16 protein-coding genes are annotated in these 19,403 nt (G+C 52.9%); 6 read left to right on the top strand and 10 right to left on the bottom strand.

All coding sequences use genetic code 11. The features are described 5' to 3' along the window. Window positions 1-200 precede the first annotated feature (200 nt). The 4 genes from AC5JO6_RS12355 to AC5JO6_RS12340 all read right to left on the bottom strand — a co-directional run bounded on the left by AC5JO6_RS12355 (window position 201) and on the right by AC5JO6_RS12340 (window position 3,672). Window positions 201-359 (bottom strand): hypothetical protein, encoded by a 159-nt coding sequence (locus tag AC5JO6_RS12355; RefSeq protein WP_496081363.1) that lies wholly within the window; start codon window positions 357-359, stop codon window positions 201-203. 106 nt (window positions 360-465) lie between these two features. After that, the gene (locus AC5JO6_RS12350) at window positions 466-1,896 is read right to left on the bottom strand and encodes an ABC transporter substrate-binding protein (protein ID WP_496081373.1); all 1,431 of its coding nucleotides are present in this window, start codon (window positions 1,894-1,896) and stop codon (window positions 466-468) included. A 19-nt stretch (window positions 1,897-1,915) separates the two neighbouring features. After that, window positions 1,916-3,106 (bottom strand): 8-amino-7-oxononanoate synthase, encoded by a 1,191-nt coding sequence (gene bioF, locus AC5JO6_RS12345; RefSeq protein ID WP_496081362.1) that lies wholly within the window; start codon window positions 3,104-3,106, stop codon window positions 1,916-1,918. Between the two features lie 194 nt (window positions 3,107-3,300). Then, window positions 3,301-3,672: a DUF1823 family protein gene (locus AC5JO6_RS12340; RefSeq protein WP_496081361.1), complete on the bottom strand. Its 372-nt coding sequence runs from the start codon at window positions 3,670-3,672 to the stop codon at window positions 3,301-3,303. A gap of 127 nt (window positions 3,673-3,799) precedes the next feature. Between AC5JO6_RS12340 and AC5JO6_RS12335 the strand changes: the two genes are divergently transcribed. From AC5JO6_RS12335 to AC5JO6_RS12315, 5 genes are all read left to right on the top strand, one after another. Beyond that, window positions 3,800-5,461, top strand: a complete 1,662-nt coding sequence (locus AC5JO6_RS12335) for an alpha-amylase family glycosyl hydrolase (RefSeq protein ID WP_496081360.1) — start codon at window positions 3,800-3,802, stop codon at window positions 5,459-5,461. 360 nt (window positions 5,462-5,821) lie between these two features. After that, window positions 5,822-6,091, top strand: a complete 270-nt coding sequence (gene rpsO / locus AC5JO6_RS12330; protein WP_496081359.1) for a 30S ribosomal protein S15 — start codon at window positions 5,822-5,824, stop codon at window positions 6,089-6,091. A gap of 33 nt (window positions 6,092-6,124) precedes the next feature. Continuing rightward, window positions 6,125-6,649 (top strand): PAM68 family protein, encoded by a 525-nt coding sequence (locus tag AC5JO6_RS12325; RefSeq protein WP_496081358.1) that lies wholly within the window; start codon window positions 6,125-6,127, stop codon window positions 6,647-6,649. Window positions 6,650-6,772: 123 nt separating this feature from the next. After that, complete coding sequence (aroF, locus tag AC5JO6_RS12320; protein WP_496081357.1) at window positions 6,773-7,834, top strand: 3-deoxy-7-phosphoheptulonate synthase; 1,062 nt, start codon at window positions 6,773-6,775, stop codon at window positions 7,832-7,834. A gap of 114 nt (window positions 7,835-7,948) precedes the next feature. Next, on the top strand, window positions 7,949-8,290 hold the full coding sequence (locus tag AC5JO6_RS12315; RefSeq protein WP_496081356.1) for a Dethiobiotin synthetase: 342 nt from the start codon (window positions 7,949-7,951) through the stop codon (window positions 8,288-8,290). An 84-nt stretch (window positions 8,291-8,374) separates the two neighbouring features. Here AC5JO6_RS12315 and AC5JO6_RS12310 read toward each other — a convergent pair whose 3' ends face one another. The 6 genes from AC5JO6_RS12310 to AC5JO6_RS12285 all read right to left on the bottom strand — a co-directional run bounded on the left by AC5JO6_RS12310 (window position 8,375) and on the right by AC5JO6_RS12285 (window position 17,274). Further along, window positions 8,375-9,070, bottom strand: coding sequence for a hypothetical protein (locus AC5JO6_RS12310; protein WP_496081355.1), 696 nt, complete (start codon window positions 9,068-9,070; stop codon window positions 8,375-8,377). 86 nt (window positions 9,071-9,156) lie between these two features. Further along, a complete protein-coding gene (locus AC5JO6_RS12305; protein WP_496081372.1) occupies window positions 9,157-11,694 on the bottom strand; it encodes a single-stranded-DNA-specific exonuclease RecJ in 2,538 nt (845 codons plus the stop codon). Between the two features lie 122 nt (window positions 11,695-11,816). Next, on the bottom strand, window positions 11,817-13,706 hold the full coding sequence (kefC, locus tag AC5JO6_RS12300) for a glutathione-regulated potassium-efflux system protein KefC (protein WP_496081354.1): 1,890 nt from the start codon (window positions 13,704-13,706) through the stop codon (window positions 11,817-11,819). After that, window positions 13,699-14,349: a glutathione-regulated potassium-efflux system oxidoreductase KefF gene (kefF, locus tag AC5JO6_RS12295; protein ID WP_496081353.1), complete on the bottom strand. Its 651-nt coding sequence runs from the start codon at window positions 14,347-14,349 to the stop codon at window positions 13,699-13,701. The genes kefC and kefF overlap by 8 nt, the downstream gene beginning before the upstream one ends. A gap of 231 nt (window positions 14,350-14,580) precedes the next feature. Continuing rightward, entirely contained in the window at window positions 14,581-16,203 is a 1,623-nt protein-coding gene (locus tag AC5JO6_RS12290) for an ABC transporter substrate-binding protein (protein ID WP_496081352.1), read from the bottom strand. Between the two features lie 222 nt (window positions 16,204-16,425). After that, window positions 16,426-17,274, bottom strand: a complete 849-nt coding sequence (locus AC5JO6_RS12285) for an EcsC family protein (protein ID WP_496081351.1) — start codon at window positions 17,272-17,274, stop codon at window positions 16,426-16,428. A gap of 537 nt (window positions 17,275-17,811) precedes the next feature. Between AC5JO6_RS12285 and AC5JO6_RS12280 the strand changes: the two genes are divergently transcribed. Beyond that, window positions 17,812-19,128, top strand: coding sequence for a P-loop NTPase fold protein (locus AC5JO6_RS12280; protein ID WP_496081350.1), 1,317 nt, complete (start codon window positions 17,812-17,814; stop codon window positions 19,126-19,128). The last annotated feature ends 275 nt before the right edge of the window (window positions 19,129-19,403 follow it).

Genomic DNA, 19,403 nt, shown 5'->3' with positions numbered 1-19,403 from the left:
TTCGCGCAGCGTTCCGTTCGCATCGCGTTCCGCAGGAAAGGAATCGTTCCGGTTTCAAGTGCGTTCGCGCAGCGTTCCGTTCGCATCGCGTTCCGCAGGAAAGGAATCGTTCCGGTTTGAAACAGCAAAGTTCTGACTTGAAGTGCGATCGTTCCGGCTTGAAACAGCAACTTTCCTACTTTAGATACAATCGTTCGAGGTCAGAGTGCGATCGTTCCTACTTCAGATGCGATCGCTCCTATTTCAAACAGCAACCTTTCTACTTCAAGTGCGATCGTTCTGATTTGAAATGCGATCGTTTCTGCTTGAAACAGCAAACTTCGAGCTTTGAGTGCGATCGTTCCGGTTTGAAACAGCAAAGTTCCTACTTAAAACAGCAAGCTTCGAGCTTTGAGGTGCAAGCTTCGAGTGTTGAGGGTAAATCGTTTAAGTTTAGAGGGCGATTTTGTCCCCCTACTCAGGTTCTCACCAGGCAACGGGGACAAAATCGATGCCTGATCCAAAGCGCTTGCCAGGGGACACTTTCACGAGTTGAATGCCGACATTGCGATCGCCCGATGGCAAAAACCGCACTGGTTCTGATGCCCCTGTTGCCACAAAAGCGGGTGATGCAAGTGCTTGCTGCACGCCTGCACGAGTGGGATCACGGGCGATCGCGGCAGCGAGTGCTTTCGTTGCATCATAGGCAGTGGCAGTGCGCCAGTTCACATCGCCACCCCACAGTTGGCGCGATTGCCTTGGAAAGGAGGACTTAAGATTGCCGTCAATATGCCACGGCACTGCCAGCACCATTCCTTCTGCTGGTTGTCCACCAACCTCTAAGGTTTTCGGTGCATAGACATCATCCCCTCCTAAAAGGCTCAGGCGACGTTGATTAACCTGCACGACCTGAAGTGCCTGGTCGAGCGTGCCTGTATTTGCGGCTAGCATCAGCAGTTTGTCGTCTTGCTTGAGCGCCTGGTCAACTGCCTGTGCCGCGCTGAAAGTGGGAGCCGACAGATCAAATTCATCGGATACTTGCCCACCCGAAAGGGCGATCGCCGTGACAAATTCTGCCTTCAACGACTGGCTGTAAGCACTTTGAGAGTTGAAAAACACGGCTGCTTTTTTCTGCTGCAAGCGTTTGACGGCATAGTCTGCCAGCGCTCTGGCGGCAACATAGTCGCTCGGCACCGTCCGAAAGGTGTACTTGCCGAAACCAGACAGTTTTACAGTGGAGCTAATGGGTGAAATGCTCACCAACCCACCCGCGTTATAGACGCTTCCCGCTGCCAAGGTGACATCACTGGCATAATGACCCACCACGCCCAAAACATCAGGATTTTGTACCAATGCATTCGCAATTTGTTTCGCTATATCAGGGTTGTTGTCGTCATTGGTGATGACAACCTTGAGTGGAACCGACTGACTCCCGATCGCGCCGTTCAGTTCTTGCTGCGCCTGAGCCACCCCGCGCAAAATTTCTAAGCTGCCGTTGGGATCACTGCCAAGGGGTACGGCTACCGCGATCGCATAAGAACGGTTGTTACCGATACGAGCATTATTCAAGTAAATCAATGTTTCGGGTGCATTGCGCGCCGCTTGCAGGGCTGATTCAAACCGTGCAGTCGCTTCACTGTATTGCTTCGCAGCCATCGCCCTTACACCTGCCTGTTTCGCCAGTGCAAAGGCGGGCTTATCAGTTTTGATTTCGTTCGAAGCTAAGTTACGTTCGCCCTGACTGATGCGATCCTCAATAGACACAGCTTCCCTGGGCACCTGAGGCTCCTTGCTTGCAAACTGAGGCTCAAGCTTGACACCTGCTTTTGGCATGAACCACCAAAACCCAGCGCCCAATAACCCAACTGTGAGCAGGAGTGCCAACACTAGCGCTGGAGTTTCATTTTTCTGCGACATAAGCGATCCAGGCATCGATTCAAATAAGGGTAACATTATCGCTCAGAGCTGTGATGAACGGGTCGATGTGAGTCTTGTCGTGGGTTGCCATGAGGGTCAGGCGAAGACGGCTAGTTGGTACGGTGGGTGGGCGGATGGCTGGTGCAAAAAAGCCCGCTTGTCGTAAAGCTGTCGCCAGATGAAGCGCGATCGCAGGACTGCCAACCTGCAAACTTAGAATAGGAGACTCGGACGGTAGGAGTTTGAGGTCTACATTTGGGCTGGCTACAAACTTCTGGGTTAATGCCTGCTTGAGTGCCGTGACGTTTTGCCAAAGTTGGGTACGGCGTTGCGGTTCTTGTTGGGCGATCGCGATCGCTGTCAGTGCAGCGGCAGTATCGGCTGGAGAGAGCGCTGTCGTGTAAATCCAGCCAGCCGATCGGTTTCGCAGGTAATCGATGAGCGTTGCTGAACCCGCGACATAGCCGCCCAGACTGCCCAACGCCTTGCTAAGCGTGCCTACCTGAATGAGGGTGCTGCCCGTGCAGCCGAAGTGTTCGACACAGCCTGCACCTGTTCCCCCTAAAACGCCTGTAGCGTGTGCCTCATCCACCAGCAGCATGGCATCAAACGTCTCTGCTAAGGCTAAAAGTTCGGGCAATGGACACAGGTCGCCATCCATACTGAACACGCTGTCAGTCAGTAGCAAACAGCGACGGTAGCGATCGCGGTGCTGTTCCAAATGCTGTTGCAACTCTGCGGCATCACAATGCGCGTACTTTAGAACCGTCGCACCGCTCAAAATAGCACCATTCACAAGGCTGGAGTGATTGTATTGGTCGGACAAGATGAGATCACGTTTGCCCACCAGAGCGCTGACCGTCCCCAAATTGGCAAGATAGCCAGAGCTAAACACCAGCGCGTCTTCGGTTTGCTTCAATGCCGCGATCGCCCGTTCCAACTGCTGGTGAATGTCTCGATGCCCACTGACTAACCGTGAGCCTGTGCTGCCCGTGCCGTACTTCTGTGTAGCGGCGATCGCGGCTTGAATTAAGCGATCGTCCCCAGCCAAACCCAAATAGTCGTTACTGGCAAAGTTGATGACGCGTTGCCCATCCATCTCGACCACCGCACCAGCACGTCCCTGAATCGTTTGCACCGATCGATACCAGCCTGCCCGATGAATCGTCGCAAGAGCATCATCGATCCAGGCGTAGGGGTTGGTGGTCATGGGGGAGGAGGCAGGGGGCAGAAGGCAGGAGGCAGGGGAGGCAGAGGGAGCAGGGGAGGCAAGAGGGAGCAGGGGAGGCAGAGGGCAGGAGGCGAAAAGGGTTGTAACGTCTTGCTATCGGAACGCTTCTTAAGGCTAAGGGGGGTTGGCGTTTAGAAGAAAGCTGACCGCTGACCGCTGACCGCTGACCGCTCCTAAAACTCAATACCTGTCTGACGCATGTAGCTGAGCAGCCAACTGGCGATCGTCGCTCGTCGTGTTTTACGGGGCACTAGCTCGTTGACTTTATACCCTTGGAACCCCAGTTTCTCTTTCAGTAGCTGTTTGTCCTCGGCTGGAATCGATCGCGTTAGTTTCACTGTTGCCGGACGGCTGGCAATGAAATCGGGCGGTTCAGGATAGGCGGCTTGCCATTCGGGTGCAACGGCAGCCGTGTTCCAGCGATCGTCTGCGTCAAGGCGGTAGCCGAGATGGTGCCACACCAGTTGATTGACCGTCGCATCCTCCAGCGTTTCATTGAGAATTGCCCAGATTGTTTCAGTCGTTAGCGGCGGAAGGTCAACCATCAGCGTTGTTCGTGTCAGACGTAGGAAGCAATCAATATTATGCCCTTTGCAAGATGCGGCTCTGTTCCTGTGGGTCACAGAATACTCCCAATTATTAGTTTTTGCAGCCGTAGCTTAGAGGAGTGTTATGACAAGTTCTATTGAGTTCAGCTTATTTGCACCCTACAACAATGAAGCTGCGTTGATTGGCTCCTTTTCTGACTGGAACGCGATCGCGATGACGAAGGGTAAGGATGGCTCCTTTCGAGTCAATGTTGATCTGGAAGACGGGGTTCATCAATACAAATTTCGAGTGCGCTCCAAAAGCTGGTTTTTTGAACCGGATCAATGGGTGGATGTGACCGATCCGTACGCGACAGATATCGATGGCACCAGCAGCGAGGAGAACGGCATTGTTCGCATTAAAGGCGGTGAGCGCATCGTTGACACCTATGTTTGGAAACATGACAAGAATCCCCTACCCGCTGACCACGAATTAGTAATTTACGAGCTTCACGTCGCCGACTTTTCGGGCGGTGAGAATGACAAGAAGGCGCGGGGACAGTACAAGCATGTAGTTGAGAAGCTGGATTATTTATGTGAGTTGGGCATTAACGCGATCGAACTTATGCCCATTAAGGAATATCCTGGCAGCTACAGTTGGGGCTATAATCCACGTCACTTCTTTGCCTCCGAAACCAGCTACGGTGCCAGTAGAGACTTAAAGAAGCTCGTTGATGCATGTCACGCCAGAGGCATTCGCATTCTCATGGATGGCATCTACAACCATTCCGAAGCCTCCTGTCCGCTGACCCAGATTGATCACGACTATTGGTATCACCACGAACCCCGCGATCCCGACAACAACTGGGGACCAGAGTTCAACTACGAACACTACGACGAAAACCTGAAAACGTACCCTGCGCGGCGCTTTTCTGGCGATGCCGTGCGCTACTGGGTGGAGGAATACCACATTGACGGCATTCGCTTTGATGCCGCACGCCAGATTGCCAACTACGACTTCATGCACTGGATTGTGGGAGAAGCGAAACAGAGCGCTGGTGACAAGCCTTTTTATACCGTAGCGGAACACATCCCCGAAGCCACCAGCATTACGAATGTGGATGGTCCAATGGATGGCTGCTGGCACGACAGCTTTTACCATTGCATCCTGGAGCACATCTGTGGAGACACGTTTGACCTTGAGCGGCTGAAAGATGTGCTGGATGCCAAGCGTCAGGGCTTTATGGGCGCAACGAATATCGTGAATTACCTGACCAACCATGATCACAATCACGTCATGGCTGAATTAGGCGATCGCGAAATTTTGGGTGAGGAAGCCTTTCGTCGCGTGAAGCTCGGCGTTGCCCTACTCATGACCGCAATGGGTGTGCCGCTGATCTGGATGGGCGAAGAATTTGGCGAATACAAGTACAAGACGATCGACCAAGCAAAAATTGACTGGAGGCTGCTAGATGGCGATTTGAACAAAGGGTTGTTGGAGTCCTACAAGGGCTTGATCAATCTGCGGAAGGAAAACCACGCGCTCTACACCGAAAATATTGAGTTTTTCCACGAAAACCCAGAGGGTAAAGTGCTTGCCTACACCCGCTGGAACGATGAAGGCTCTCGTGTCGTGGTCGTTGCTAATTTCTCTGACCAGTTTTTGGGCGGTTATGAAGTGGCTGACCTTCCCGCAGATGGCACCTGGCACGAGTGGACAGGTAACTATGATGTCGAGGTCAGCGATCGTCGTCTAGCGATCGACCTTGGTCCGTTTGAAGCCAAAGTCTTGGTCTGGCAGGCATAAGTGTTAGCGGTCAGCAGTTAGCGGTCAGCGGTCAGCTTTCTTCCAAACGCCAACCCCCCTTAGCCTTAAGAAGCGTTCCGATAGCAAGACGTTACAACCCTTTTCGCCTTCTGCCCTCCGCCTCCTGCCTTCTGCCTCCTGCCCTCCGCCTCCTGCCCTCTGCCCTCTGCCTCCTCTGCCCCCTCTGCCTCCCCTGCCCCCTCCTGTCCCCTCTGCCTCCCCTGCCCCCTCTGCTCCCTCTGCCTCCTGCCTCTTTCTCACAGTTCTTTGTGGCGACTGAACAAACTTGACCAATCAACGAAACGGCTATGGTAAGATCAGTGACTGCGACTCTATATCAACCAGGAAGACGTACGAGACATGCCTCTGCTGCAACAGCGTAAACAAGAACTGATTTCCGACTACCAGGTTCATGAAACCGATACTGGCTCTTCGGATGTCCAGGTTGCTATGCTGACCGAGCGTATCAACCGCCTCAGCGAACACCTCAAGACCAACAAAAAAGACCATGCGTCCCGTAAAGGGCTGCTGCGCATGATTGGCTTGAGAAAGAGCCTTTTGTCCTACATTCAAAAGCAGGATAATGCTCGTTACCGGGCGCTCATCACACGGTTGGGTATTCGCGGCTAACCGATTCGCAGCTAAACAAGGGCAGGTTTGTCTATGACTGCGAAGAAGAAAAAAGCTCAGAATAACGCTGCTTCCACTCATGGAGAGGGAGCAGAGCCATCTCGGCTACCCTTTGAACCCGCTCAAGCGAGTCGCAAGCCAGCCAAGCAAGCTCCTCCAAGTAATCAAAGTGCGGTAGCGAAGAGCGTGGCATCGCCAGCTAAGGCTATAGATAAGCGATCGAATGCCTCGCCCATCCCCGAAGTCGTTAACCGCCGTATGGTCAGTCGGGCGGCGAAATTTTGTGGTGTTCCGACCGTTTGTGCGCTGCTTACCTTTGTGGTTAGCTATGTTGCCATTGCAAACGACTTATTCAAACCGCCTACAGTGGCTGTGCTTCTGGTCAGTCTGGGCTTTTTTGGTTTGGGTGTGCTGGGGTTGAGCTACGGTCCTCTCTCTGCCTCCTGGGATGAAGAGCGGGTAGGGAGTTGGTTAGGCTGGGATGAATTCAAGCTCAACTTTGGGCGACTGCGAGACTCCTGGAGGGCTGCTAAAGATGAGTCTCCCCCTTCTACCTGAACCAGACCGCAACAGAGCGATCGGATGGCTGGCTCATGCCAATGATGCGTTTGGTTACGTTTGACAGGCGCGATCGTCCAAACTTTCGTCCTCCTCTATTCACTCAGCAGCAGGGATACACCCATGATTGTCGTTATGAAGATTGGCGCTCCAGAAGCCGAAATTACCCGGCTCACTGAGGAGTTCTCTAGCTGGAATCTGAATTCAGAGAAGATTGTTGGGAAGCACAAGGTCGTCATCGGTCTGGTGGGCGATACGGTTGATATGGATCCGCTCCAGATTCAGGAAGCCAGCCCCTGGATTGAGCAAGTCCTGCGAGTCGAGAAGCCGTACAAGCGTACCAGTCGGGAATATCGTCATGGCGAAGCGAGTGAAGTGATTGTGCCCACGCCCAATGGCGCGATCGCTTTCGGTGAAGGTCATCCCCTCGTTGTTGTGGCGGGTCCCTGCTCAGTTGAAGATGAAGCTATGATCGTCGAGACGGCACGTCGAGTGAAAGCCGCAGGCGCACAGTTTTTACGTGGCGGCGCATTCAAACCGCGCACATCACCCTATGCGTTTCAGGGACATGGCGAAAGTGCGCTCGGTTTATTGGCTGCGGCACGGGAAGCGACTGGTTTGGGCATTATTACCGAACTGATGGATGCAGCGGATCTAGAGCTGGTGGGAGGTGTTGCTGATGTCATCCAGATTGGTGCCCGCAATATGCACAATTTCTCGCTGCTGAAGAAGGTCGGCGCTCAAGATAAACCTGTTTTACTGAAGCGCGGCATGTCAGCCACGATCGAAGAATGGCTCATGGCAGCAGAATATATTCTTGCAGCCGGAAACCCGAATGTGATCTTGTGTGAGCGGGGTATTCGCACGTTTGACAATAAGTACGCACGGAACACACTGGATTTGTCGGTCATCCCAGTACTCCGATCGCTCACTCACCTGCCGATCATGATTGATCCCAGCCACGGCACCGGACGATCGGAATATGTGCCGTCGATGGCAATGGCGGCGATCGCGGCAGGCACTGATTCGCTGATGATTGAAGTTCACCCAAACCCGAAGAAAGCGTTGTCTGACGGACCGCAATCGCTTACACCAGAGCGATTCGATCGCCTCATGCAAGAACTTTCGGTGATTGGTAAAGCAACCGGACGCTGGTTTGCCGAACCCGTAGCAGTGAGCGTCTAATCCACATTGGCGATCGAGTTGACGTTCGATCGGCGATCGATACGTTTCATGCAGTCAATTTCTGACCGTGCTGGGTTACAGTCATAAAGCAACACTTTTGTTCACTTTTTGCCTGTGGATTACCAAACAGCGCGGAGTTTGTTAGTCAATCAAGGGATGGCGACAGCACAAAATCCAGATGCACTACTCACTCGCCTGATGCAGGGACAGCCTCCCATTCCTGGACAGGTGACATCGATTTTGCTGGCGCTGAAGGTTGTCTTCGAGTCATTGCGAGAAAGTCCTGAGTTTGAGCGAGACTTGGCGTGTGCTCTGCACCTTTTAGCAAGTGACAGTCGGCAAGAGTTTGAAAACGGTCAGCGAGTCGGAGTTGACTGGCCCCCGCTGCTGGATGAAGACCTGAGTCGCATTGCCGCAGCCGTAAGAAGTATTTTTGTCGGAACGTGGCAGGGGTAGTCAAGCGTTATTAGTTGTTGGTTGTTAGTTTTTAGGAAAGGCTTTAAAAAAGCTAAGCGACTTAGAACTCACAACTTTCTCCCTTCATCGATTGCGTAGTTCGGCTTCTAGCTTTGGTAGGTCGTCTCTTAGAAAAACGGTAATTTTGCCCGTGTAGGCAAAGCCGTTTGGCTGTCGGGCAACTTCGAGCCAGTAGGCATAGCGATCGCCCTCGCGGACTTCTCCTTGCAGCGCTGCCAGCAGGGGCGCATCACGATTGACTGCCTGGTCAAGGGTTTTCTGTGTGGGATAGGCGTAGAGCGTTTTTGCCTGAGCATAATCCTGGTAAACAGTGGGTCCGTAGATAACGCGCAGGGATTCTTGCAGGCGATCGCGACTCACGCCATTTTGCAGATCGAAAAACGAGGTTTCTTCGGTGCGAATGATGCCACCCGTTGCCCCCGATGAAGCTCTGCCAACTTGCAACAGGGATGCCGAAAACGTGAAGCGTTGAGCAGGCGTGTCACTTTTACGTACCAGCAGCTTTTCGCCACGAACAGGGCGCAGCGTCGGGTTTGCTTGAATCCAAACCACTGCCTCGTCAGGCGTTTGTCCCGGTAATGCCTGAACACGTCCTGCAAGCAGGCTGAGTACAACGCTCAATCCCAAAGTGGAAAGCTGTCGAGCAAAGCGCTTTTTCTGAGGCACTAAGTGTTGAGTTTGAAGTGTACGAGGGAAAAGCCTCTGCCCTGGTTTCCATGCCTTTAGCCGATCGAGCATCACCGCAAGTCTGTCGTCCATTGTCCCTGCTTTAATGTCTAGAGTTAAGTCATCTTGCCATCACTTTCGACGTTTGGCACTGCAACGTTTTAACTATTCACCGACGATTAACTTTCACCGACGATCGTTTGAGCGGCGATCGCCTGCATGGTTGCCAGAGGCAGTTGATAAAAATAGTGGCGACGAAAGTGTTCTTCGTTGACCGCGATCGCAAACTGCTCCACGGCTGCCGTCAGCTCATCTGTGTGCAACTGAAGCGGCTCCTGCCACGTCATTTGAAACGCATGGTCGGCATGGCGGACAGTAAAGCCCAGGTACGCCAATGTTTGGCAGCCTAGTTTCAGGGGGCGATCGCCAATGCCTAACTTATCTAACAACTGTGTGCGAGTAGCAGCTTGCCCTGTGCGGCTCAGGTATTTGGCAATGCCGACCAGTTGTTGCCAAAGTTCGTGTGGGTCAATGTAAGCTGGCATCGGGTACGCGATCGCCAGCGATCGTTGCTCCTGCACCGCACGACGAAACCACACCTGCAAATCAGCCCAGCTTGTCGGGCACTGGCGGAGGATAAGAGGTGAGGAGAGAGAAGAGAGGGGTGAGGAGTAGGCAGTAGGAGCAGTCTCTGCGTCTCTGCGTCTCTGCGGTTCCTCGTCTTCCGCCATAGCATCACCCAAGCCTCGCCAATCAAGCATCCACGTCCCCGCAAGACTAGATGCAGACTGCGACGTTGCCTCACAAGGACGCACAGCAATGAGGCGGACTTCGTAGCGTTTCTGGTAGGCATTGAAATCCAGCTCGACGATCGCGTCACACCTGCCCTTCGGCACCTCATCTTGATAATGCTCCCACCAGAGACCCGGAAAGCCCTGCTCAGTCGAATCATCCCAAAGCTCAAATTCAGTTTTGATATAACGGACTTTGCCACCCTTCCAGTCTTTAATGTTCTCATTCCGCACCCGTTCAAACCAGCAATTCTGAAGAAACAGCTTAGGCACTGGATTACCCATTCCACAAGGTTCCAACAGCTTCAACGCCTGAAACAGCTCTTTTCCCAGAGTGGCTACTGTTACCGTTAAATCAGCTTTCACTGCTGGATGCGCCAGTTCACCCAATTGCCGCGCCTGCTGATTAAGCGCCTCTGTAAAAAGCGAAATGTTGTCCACAGGCAAACTTAACCCTGCTGCGTAGGGATGCCCACCAAAGCGATGCAGCAAATGCGCCTGATCTTTTACCAGTTGGTAGAGGTCGATGTGGTTGACCGATCGCGCTGAACCACGAGCGAGAGGGGAAGCAAGGGAGGCAGGGGAAGCAAGGGAGGCAGGGGAAGCAAAGGGAGCAGGGGAAGCAATGAGGGCAGGAGGACTGGTGACTTCTAAGTGTTGCTCCTGACCGCTGACCGCTGACTGCTGACCGCTGACCGCTGACTGCTGACCGCTGACCGCTAACTCCGTATTCAGCAAAATCGTCGGTCGCCCATACTCCTGAGCAATTTGCCCTGCAACCAGCCCCAAAACGCCAATTTGCCACTGTTCATCGGCGAGCACGATAACGCTGGTAGTAGAGAGGTCGATTTGAGTGAGTCGGGCTTTGACTTGCTGCACCACTTCTTTTTGCAGTGCCTTGCGGCGGGTATTTGCCAGTTCCGTTGCTTCTGCGAGGTGATTGCAGAGGGTGACATCCTGACTGGTGAGCAGTTCGACGCAGAAGTGGGCATCTCCCTGAATGCGACTGACGGCGTTAATGCGCGGACCGAGACCAAAGGAAATATCAGTGGGTCGATCGCCGCTGCGTTTACACAATGCCAGTAGCCTAGAAAGCCCTGGTCGCGTTGCTGTTACCGGATCTGCCTGCTTTTGCAATTGTTCAATACCGCGTTGTGCGAGATAGCGGCAGTCACCTTTGAGTTCCACCAGATCGGCAATGAGACCGATCGCCACCAAATCGAGCAATGCCTCCAGCGGTTTTTGCGGCACTGCTGGCAGCGTTTCGTACAGTGCCTCCACCAGTTTGTAAGCGACCGCTACACCAGAAAGGGTTGCTAAAGGATGGTCAGCAGCCAATGCGCGAGGATTAATGATGGCAGTGACGGGCGGACGCGTTTCTGGCAATGTATGGTGATCGGTCACAATCACATCCATACCCAAGCTGCGAGCGTACTCAATTTCGGTCAGATTAGTGCTGCCTGTATCGCACGTCACGATTAAGCGACAACCCTTGGCATGAAGTGTCTCAATGCCCTGTTGTGACAGTCCGTGTGATTCGGTCAGACGATTGGGTATGTAGTAAAATAGCGTTTGCTGCGGGACAAAAAATTGCCCTAACCCATCCCACAGCACTGCCGTTGCCGTTACGCCATCGGCATCAAAATCACCCCAAATAGCGATCGTCTCCTCGTGCCTGCGTGCCTGCTGCAACCGCTCTACTGCCCACTGCATCTCCTGCCCAAACGCAAAAGGGCTGGCAGGTTGATAATAGTCAGCCTTGAGAAAACTCGCCAATGTTTCCCGGTCTTGGATACCGCGTTGCCACAGTAGCTGAGCCACGTACGGCTCAGGCAGTGTTGGCGTATATGGGTCTACAGCCTGCACAAACCACTCTGGCAGAGCGACGATCGGTTGGATTTGCCAGGAGACGGCAGCATCAGGCATGGGAGTGGGGAGTGGGGAGTGGGGAGTGGGGAGTGGAGAGTCGGGAGTCGGGAGTCGGGAGTAGGGGAAGTTTTTCTTCTGACTCCTTCTAACAACTAACAACCAACAACGTTTCAACTCAATCACGTTTCTTTCCTTAGTGCAGAGGTATCCCATGCACGATCGACATCCTGAGTCATTTCCTCATCGTCTGCTTGCAGCACGCGTTCAAGATCTCGCCTGAGCTGCTGCGATCGTGCCAACCGGACGGTATCGTCTTTCAGGTTTGCCATCTCCCAGAGGGCTTCCTCATCATGCTCTTTAAAGATGCGGGTAGAGCGATGCGCTTTATAAGCACGAATCCCCAGGAGTTTGAGGGTTTCTTCTCCCATTGCTAGTGCAGAGTCAAAGGTTTCGCGCTGTACCACTTCTACGCCGCGTTGAATGAACTCATAGGCATGACGGCGATCGATCGCACGTGCCAAGATCTTCAGATGAGGGAAGTGCTTCTGCACAAGTTCAACGATGTGGAGCGATCGTTCGCGATCGTCAATCGCAACCACAAAAAGCCTTGCCTGTCGTGCCCCAGCGGCATGAAGCAAATCAATTCGGGATGCATCCCCGTAAAAAACCTTAAAGCCAAAGCGGCGCAGCAGATCGATTTGAGTGGGGCTGTGATCCAGGACGGTCGCGTTAAAGCCGTTGGCAATCAGCAACCGACCCACAATTTGCCCAAAGCGCCCAAAGCCAGCGATGATGACAGGGTTCTCGTTGTCATCAATTTCATCGGCTTCTTCTTCGATTTCGGCAGCGATAAAGCGCGGTTGAATGAGCCGATCGTTGATGATCATAATCAACGGGGTCAGTGCCATTGAAAGCGCTACTGCTACGACCAACGGTCCCGCTACATCGTCAGTAAGCACCTTATTTTGAGTCGCAAAGGAGAACAGCACGAAGCCAAACTCGCCGCCTTGTGCCAGCGCGCAGCCAAACAGTAAACTTTGACTCAGATCCAGCCGAAAGATCCTCCCCAGACCGACCAGAACGGTGAATTTGACGATCGCCAACGCAAGCACCAAACCCAAAATCAACAACGGTTGCTGCATGAGCAAATTAAAGTTGATACTGGCTCCCACCGAGATAAAGAAGAGTCCCAGCAGCAAACCCTTAAAGGGTTCGATATCGCTTTCCAACTCGTGACGATACTCGTTCTCCGCCAGCACCACCCCTGCTACAAAGGTGCCCAGTGCAGGCGACAGACCCACCTGCTGCATCGCCAGTGCAATACCAACCACTAGCAGCAACGCCATAGCTGTAAAAATCTCTCGCTGCTGCGTTTTGGCAATGATGCGAAAGATGGGACGCGTGAGAAACTGTCCCCCCAAAATGATGCCGCCCACAGTGCCGATAACCAGCAGCGCTTGTTGCCATGCGGGTAACGCTGCGCTCTGAGCTTCCGCTTCTGCCGCTACAAAGATAAGGTCACTGCTTGCCATTGCCGAGGCGATCGGCATCGCCAGCAGCGGCAAGAATGCCAGGATGGGGATCACAGCAATATCTTGAAACAGCAGCACCGAAAAGGCAGACTGTCCGGCTTGCGTTTTCGTTAACCCTTTTTCGTTCAGGGTTTGCAGAACGATCGCCGTTGACGACTGTGCCAGAATCAAACCCACTGCCAGTGCCGTTTGCCAGGGGAGTTTTGCCAGGAGACCGATCGCCGCTATCACTAGCGCTGTCACCAACACTTGCAAGCCACCTAAGCCCAAAATCGGAACACGCAAGCGCCAGAGCAGTGAGGGTTGCAGTTCCAAGCCCACCAAAAACAGCATCATGACCACGCCAAATTCAGCGAAGTGCATGACATCCTCGCCTTCGCCACCACCGACAAACTTTAAGGCAAAGGGACCAATAATTACGCCTGCAATCAGGTAGCCCAGCACGGAACCGAGTCCCAAGCGTTTGGCGATCGGCACCGATGCCACCGCCGCTACCAGATACACAAACGCCTGAAAGAAGAAACCCTCGTTATGCATGGTGTGGTACCTCCGGCAGTTTCAGCACTCGATCGAGGTTGAGATTCCAGTGATTCACTTGCCGTAACTGCTCCCAATGAATGGTGTCGTCACGCAGCGCCGTGATGATAGCGCGGTAGTCGGCTGCATGTTGGTCAATTTGATGGCGTTCTTGCAGGCTATGAGTGCCCTGCACCACAAAGGGCGGCAGATACTCCATCCCGCAGAGACGCGCTGTTTGCTCAAACGGTACCAGCAGTTCCCGAATCGTAAAGCGGTTATAGCCTTCCTGACAGTAGGCTTTCTTGTCACCACCCGTCGTAATCGCAGTGAGAAACTTTTTACCTTGTAGTGCCGTACCGCCCTCCCCGTAGGCGAAGCCATGTTCTAGCACCAGATCCTGCCACTCCTTGAGAATCGCTGGACTGCTGTACCAGTAAAACGGATGATGAAAAACGATGATATCGTGCGCCAGGAGAAGGTCTTGCTCTGCTTTAACGTTGATCTGAAAGTTGGGGTAGACCTCATACAAGTCGTGGATCAGCACAGACTCCAACCCTTGCACAGCCTGAATCAGCCGTCGGTTCACCCGTGACTTTTCCAGGGCTGGATGAGCAAACAAAATCAATATCTGATTGGGCACGATCGGGTTGAGATTATTCATGACGGCAGCAGCGTAGTCAGGTGACTGAATCGTTGTGTGGACTGTCAGTAAGCAAGGCTAAGAGATTCGCTAGTGACACTCATCCTACGATTTTTCACGAATTTTCTGCTGATCCTTTATTAAGGGCACATGTTTTGCGTACCACTTTTTGGTTGACGGGATAGCTATGCTCCATAAAGCTTCACTGAGTCTGGCATCAGCCTCTTTGACGAATCAGCTCTCAGCAGAGGCTTAAGCTTTCCGAAGCGTCCAAAACGGCACCTTTTGCGTGACTTCCAGGCTGGCTCCTTGAATCCATTTCTGAACAAACAAGTAGTCTTTATTTTGCCAGAGGGGAATGAACGGCACATCTTGGGCAAGCAAATCCTGAAGCTCAGCGAAGAGTTGTTTGCGCGTGGTAGGGTTTTGGGCTTTACGACTCTGGTCAATCAGTTGGTTGGCGCGATCGCTATAGTAAAACGATCCCTGTAGCGCACTTGAGCCTTCGGTACAACCAGCGGCAGCAGAGCCTTGCGTGCATTCTAGAAACGGCTGTATGTAGTTGTCAGAATCGAGAAAATCGGGTGTCCAATCTAGCAAAAACATGGGGTAAACGCCCTTGTCCAGATTCTTGTAGGCTGTCGTCGATTCAATACTTTTGAGGTCAATCTGCATCAGTCCACCAAGCCGTTTCTTTGCAGCAGCTCGTAAAGTAATAGCAGCAAGTTGATCATTAATGACATTCGATCGATACCAGAACTCAACCTTGAGTGGCTTGGTGGCGGAGTAACCTGCTTTGGTGAGAAACGCAGTAGCTTTGGCGCGATCGCTATCGCCGTAAGGGTTTTTAAAGACAGGCTTTTGTTCTGCCAGCGTCGTGGGGATCAGGCTATAAAGCGGATCAATTTGTCCTAGAAAAATGCGGCTTTGTAGCAGTGGACGATCCATGACGGCGGCGATCGCCTGTCGCACTTCAAGCTGATCCAGCGGTGGCGATTTGAGATTGAGCGTCAGATAATCAATCCCGCTGCCCGCTTGCTCAAACACCTGCCAACCACCTGTCGCCGCGCCTTGCTGTAAATTTCGCACCTGATCCAACGCAAGGCTCTGGTACGCGACATCAACTGCGCCTGTACGGAAAGCATTGTACAGATTTGCCGGACTGGAGAAGAACTGAATATCAACGCCTTTGTTCGCAGGCTTTTTACCCCAGTACTGCTCAAAGGCATCGAACCGCAGCAAATCGGTGCCGTAGGTCACGAGCTTGTAAGGTCCAGTCCCCACCAATGTCTCTGGTTTGAACGAGCCTGGTTTAATTTCGTACGCTTGAGGCGATACAGCGCACGCACCTGAGAACGCCAACAGAGACGGAAAGGCTGCAAAGGGCTTTTTCAGCGTAATGGTCAACTCATCGTCAGTCGTGGGCTTAACGGTATCCACCAAGCTTGACAGTAGAGATGACGGCGCACCTCCGTTTTGAATGAAGCGCTCCAGAGAAAACGCCATTGCTTTCGCGTTAAAGGGGGTGCCATCGTGAAACACAACGCCCTGTCGCAAAGGCATCGTATACGTTAAACCGTTCGCGCTGACCGTTGGTAACGCCGTTGCCAGTTGAGGTTCTAGCTCAGTGGTGCCAAGTTTATAGGTGTAGAGGCGATCGCTCAGGTTATAGAGCAAACTGCTGGGAAACGTACCGTAGGCATCTGCCGGATCAAGCGTGTTGATGGTAGCGGTCGTGCCGAGTGTAATGCGTCCACTGCCACTGGTTGGCGATTGCAAGACGGGCGTGGAACGCTGACAACTGATTGCCAGCAAGCAACAAAGACAGAACAGAACTAGAGAATGCGTTGCAAAGCGCCATCGAGTGTCAGGCATTAGAGAACCAACTCATCCTGGTCAATGCGAGAGAGCATTCTATTCTATCGGTGTTCTGGTACAGAAACCGGGTTTCTCTATGGGAAGATATCGCTGCGTCTCAAGGTGATATAGCGGTTCTCGGTTGAGTGCGGCAAAGTTCTGAGGTTTTAAAGCAAAAGGCAGGAGGAAAACTGTGCCCCTCCTGCCCTCTGCCTTCTGCCCTCTGCCTTGTCAGACCGCTCAGACTTCTGACATCGATCGCCGCTTTGCCTCATAAAAGCGACAGGCAGCGGCACCAAGACCATACAGAATCGCCGCGTTACCCGCACTACCCACGGCTGCTCCTAAGACAGGCACTAATTCAACAACGCTCAGTCCCACTTTAACCGCTTCGGAGCCTCCCATCGACAAGCCCCACAGTGTCAGCACCTCACCACGCCGTGTAGGGTCGATCGACGAAAAGCCGTAGATCGTCGCAATGCGATAGATCATCTCAGCCTGTAGTGCCGCGATCGCGCCAAAGTCAACGGCAAACAGCATCAGCGCGAGGGGCGGAATAAAGTTTGTTGCTAACCCGATCCCAGCCGCTTTCCAGGCTGTGTCTGCAATGACTCGCTGCGCCAGCTCATCATCACGATCGAGCGGATACTTCAGTCGCAATTCTGCCACATCACGCTGAACGGCATCGACATCCACTTGCCCCAACGCTGCCATCAGCCAGCTCACACCAGGAACCTTAGTTGCAAATTTGATGAATGGGCTTGTAGCGATCGGTGTCACGACTTTACCAACCGTCTCTGTCCCTTGCGCCACAAAGTGATGCAACGAGTTCCCAAACGTTTCTCCCGCAGCTGTCGAAGCATCCTTTAGTGTATCGGCGATCGCCTGCGACGTTTGTCGCGCCATACCAAGGAAGACGTTGAAACCGTCGTTATCGTGAGTAGCCATGACTGAACTGTCGCTCTCTAAAGTGGACACATCTCTACTGTAGGGAGCGATCGCCCGCGTTGCGTCTGTCCTGCGGTAGTGGGAACCGCCTGCTAAAGGTAGGAAATACCGCTGCTCCCAATAGCCACAGCGTGGCTTCAAACGTAACTGTTATTCAAGCATGACACTGTTTCATCGATGATGCCCTCTAGACAACAACCAACCAACGTAGGGTGGGCAAAGCCTTGCGTGCCCACGCACGATAACTCCCAGCAATGGGCACACACAAGCCCTTTTGCCCCTCCTACGACGACTTTTGCAAACCAACCAACGTAGGGTGGGCAAAGCCTTGCGTACCCACGCACGATGACTCCCAGCAATGGGCACAGACAAGCCCTTTTGCTCATCCTACGACGACTTTTGCAAACCAACCAACGTAGGGTGGTCAAAGCCTTGCGTGCCCACGCACGATGACTCCCAGCAATGGACACAGACAAGCCCTTTTGCTCATCCTACGACGACTTTTGCAAACCAACCAAAGTACGGTGGGCAAAGCCTTGCAAGCCCACGCACGATGACCCACAGCAATGGGCACAGACAAGCCCTTTTGCTCATCCTACGGCTACGTTGTTCGTGAACAAAATGCGATACCCTCTGAAGCATGAACGATGATAAGCGTAGTTCGTTCTAACGTTGGTCATGGCTGAATCACTGCTTACCGAGTTTCAAACCGCATACCGCAACCTCGAACTGGGACCACTGCTCGATCAAAAAGATCTGGATCGGTTTCGGGTGGACTACAGCGGCAACATCCTTGCGGAACTGGAACAACTAATTGAGGATAGCGACACGGCTGACAGTAAGGTGATTTTTTCGGGGCACCGGGGCTGCGGTAAATCGACGCTGTTAGCGACCCTGAGCCGGAGTCCTGTGCTGAACGATCGCTATGTAGTTGTGATGTTTTCCATCGCGGATACGGTCGAAAACTCTGATATTGACCATGTGAACATTCTGTTTGCGATCGCGGTGAAGCTCATGCGGTTTGCCGAAACAAGCCAGCCGCCGATTCCCATCTCTCAAGCGACTCAGGACGCGCTGTATCGGTGGTTTGCCGAACAAACTCAAACCGATGTGAAAGAAGTCAAAGGAGAGGCATCCTTCGGCTTGAATTTACTCAAACTGATTGAACTCAAACTGCTCACCAATGCGAGTACACGCAAAGAAATCAAGCAGAAGTTTGAACGCAACGCCTCGGAACTGGTGGGGCAACTGAATACGATCGCGGCAACCATTCGGACAGCGGCAAAGAAAGAGACGATCGTCGTCATCATTGATGACCTGGATAAGCTCGACTTAGCGGTGGTCAAGCCCATCTTCAAAGACAACATCAAAGCACTGTGTCTACCGGGGTTTCATATCATCTATACGATTCCAATCGCGGCACTGCGGGATAAGGAAATCCTGCCCATGATTCAGTCAGAGATGAACGATCGCATCATCCGGATGCCCGTGCTGAAGCTGCTGCCGAAAGAAGAGGTACACCAGCCCAATGCCCCACTCAACCCAGAGGTTTTAGACATCTTGTGTGCCATTCTGCATAAGCGCATTCCTGCCCATTTACTCGATCGACAGGTTGCTGAAAGGCTCGTTTTTTATAGCGGTGGCGTATTGCGAGAGCTGATGAGAATTGCGACCGGATGCTGTCGGCTGTGTCTGCTGCAAATTCGGCGGGAGAGCCGAGACAACACGGTCGAGCGTCAGGACATCACAATCAAGCCAGCGATTCTGGATGAAGCCGTCAACAACCTCCGCAATGATTTTGCCTTGCAGTTGGGCAAAGCCGATTACGGTATTTTGCAAGCAGTCTACAACGAGTTAATGCCCGATGACCCCACTCAGAAAGAGTTTCTAGACTTGTTGCATGGGCTGCACGTGCTGGAGTACCGCAACCGCAAAGCCTGGTATGACGTGCATCCGATCGTCGTTGAGTTGTTGAGCGATCGGGGGTTGATTTAAATGACAAAACGATCGCATGTGTATATCGAGCTTCGTTGGCAAATCTTACCGGGGGACTTCCCCCCGTGCCCCCGCTACGTGGGGTCCTAACTCCCCCACACCCCTCGAACAAGAGTGTTGAGGTGGGTAGCAATAATTAATTTACACGATACGGCAGAACACAATCTCTATGCTCCTCTGCAATGCGAAGCGCTCTTCCACTTCTTACTAATAACCCCTTTTGGAGGGGGTTCGGGGGACGCAACCGTCCCCTGAATTCGGGGGGTTTGGGGGGC

Source organism: Tildeniella sp., from assembly GCF_059505325.1.
This window is presented reverse-complemented; position numbering and strand designations above follow the sequence as displayed.

Excerpts from the sequence above, each read along its gene's own strand:
- AC5JO6_RS12350 (WP_496081373.1), bottom strand. The coding sequence starts at position 1,896 with ATGTCGCAGAAAAATGAAACTCCAGCGCTAGTGTTGGCACTCCTGCTC.
- bioF (WP_496081362.1), bottom strand. The coding sequence starts at position 3,106 with ATGACCACCAACCCCTACGCCTGGATCGATGATGCTCTTGCGACGATT.
- AC5JO6_RS12340 (WP_496081361.1), bottom strand. The coding sequence starts at position 3,672 with ATGGTTGACCTTCCGCCGCTAACGACTGAAACAATCTGGGCAATTCTC.
- AC5JO6_RS12335 (WP_496081360.1), top strand. The coding sequence starts at position 3,800 with ATGACAAGTTCTATTGAGTTCAGCTTATTTGCACCCTACAACAATGAA.
- rpsO (WP_496081359.1), top strand. The coding sequence starts at position 5,822 with ATGCCTCTGCTGCAACAGCGTAAACAAGAACTGATTTCCGACTACCAG.
- AC5JO6_RS12325 (WP_496081358.1), top strand. The coding sequence starts at position 6,125 with ATGACTGCGAAGAAGAAAAAAGCTCAGAATAACGCTGCTTCCACTCAT.
- aroF (WP_496081357.1), top strand. The coding sequence starts at position 6,773 with ATGATTGTCGTTATGAAGATTGGCGCTCCAGAAGCCGAAATTACCCGG.
- AC5JO6_RS12310 (WP_496081355.1), bottom strand. The coding sequence starts at position 9,070 with ATGGACGACAGACTTGCGGTGATGCTCGATCGGCTAAAGGCATGGAAA.
- AC5JO6_RS12305 (WP_496081372.1), bottom strand. The coding sequence starts at position 11,694 with ATGCCTGATGCTGCCGTCTCCTGGCAAATCCAACCGATCGTCGCTCTG.
- kefC (WP_496081354.1), bottom strand. The coding sequence starts at position 13,706 with ATGCATAACGAGGGTTTCTTCTTTCAGGCGTTTGTGTATCTGGTAGCG.
- kefF (WP_496081353.1), bottom strand. The coding sequence starts at position 14,349 with ATGAATAATCTCAACCCGATCGTGCCCAATCAGATATTGATTTTGTTT.
- AC5JO6_RS12290 (WP_496081352.1), bottom strand. The coding sequence starts at position 16,203 with ATGCCTGACACTCGATGGCGCTTTGCAACGCATTCTCTAGTTCTGTTC.
- AC5JO6_RS12280 (WP_496081350.1), top strand. The coding sequence starts at position 17,812 with ATGGCTGAATCACTGCTTACCGAGTTTCAAACCGCATACCGCAACCTC.